The organism is Mesorhizobium sp. M8A.F.Ca.ET.161.01.1.1 (assembly GCF_004792105.1).
GTDB lineage: Bacteria > Pseudomonadota > Alphaproteobacteria > Rhizobiales > Rhizobiaceae > Mesorhizobium.
In genome coordinates, this window is record NZ_SRTD01000455.1 from 1 (window position 1) to 289 (window position 289).

General features: G+C 69.2%; 1 protein-coding gene. It reads right to left on the reverse strand.

The features are described from left to right. Nucleotides 1-289: hypothetical protein (locus EN804_RS36515; RefSeq protein WP_135922438.1), on the reverse strand; the 289-nt coding region annotated here is incomplete at both ends.

Consider the following 289-nt stretch of genomic DNA (forward strand, 5'->3'; position numbering starts at 1 on the left):
GTCGAGCTGGCCAATCGTCCAAGTCGTCTCGGCGCTGCCACCGTGGGCAAGGCTGCCGCCGCGATTGATCGCCGACATCGCCTTCAACTCGAAGCCACGGGCGAAGGTCATGCGGCCGCCGCTGTTGTCCAGCTGTTGGACCTGCGCGCTGGCCGCGCCCTGGACCTGCAGGGTGCCGCGCATGTTGCGCAGCGCCTGTCCCTGCACCTGCAGGGTGCTTGCGCCCAGGGTGCCGTCGCTGTTGTCCAGGCTGTTGCGGGCGCTGAGCTGCAGGTCGCCACTGGCTTCG